1 protein-coding gene is annotated in these 629 nt (G+C 64.9%); it reads right to left on the bottom strand.

From position 1 onward, the window contains the following. Window positions 1-629 (bottom strand): N,N-dimethylformamidase beta subunit family domain-containing protein (locus EN991_RS38780; protein WP_348630525.1); only part of this gene is annotated, 629 nt, incomplete at both ends.

Here is a 629-nt window from a genome sequence, read left to right as displayed (position 1 = left end):
TTTCCCAGGTCCAGTATTCGTCATGGCCGACGAACACGGCGCAGTCATAGCCGTCGAGAATTTCCGGCGAAAAATGCAGATCATGCTGGCTGGCGAGATCGACTTGATAGCCGGCCCGCTCGGCGAAGCGGAAAAAATGGCTGTCGTAGCTGGCCCAGCCGGACGAAGCGTATTTCTTCGAATGGCCGGTGGCGAGCGCCCACTCCATGTGCGGATAGCGCGGCACGGTCTTCGGCGGCACAGCGACCTCCAGCGGCACACGCGGCGCATCCTTGGGCAGCACGACGAAGCCACGGCACCAGGGGCGCTGCGTCGAGACGATGGGCGAATACTGGTTGCGATCCGGCCCGGTGATGCCCTGATAGTGGTTGGAGCCGCCCCAGGTGTTGTAGGCCAGCCATGTGCCTGTCGCCGCCACCTGGAGCACGCGGCCAGGTTTGCGGCCCGGCTGCGGGCAGACGATGAAAATATGGTGGCATTGGATCGGCTTGCCGTCGAGCCCATCGGCGGTCAGCGTGACCCGATAGGCGCCGGACGGCCAGCCCGCTCCGACGCGAAATTCGAAGGATGGGTCCCAACCGCAGCCTTCAGCCGAACACTGGTCGGGTGTGTCCTGCCAGCGTGCCGCG

Origin of the sequence: Mesorhizobium sp. M7A.F.Ca.US.005.03.2.1, assembly GCF_003997795.1 — a bacterium.
GTDB classification, from domain to species: domain Bacteria; phylum Pseudomonadota; class Alphaproteobacteria; order Rhizobiales; family Rhizobiaceae; genus Mesorhizobium; species Mesorhizobium ciceri.
The sequence above is the reverse complement of the archived record's forward strand: the minus strand, read 5'-3'. Positions and strand labels throughout refer to the sequence as shown.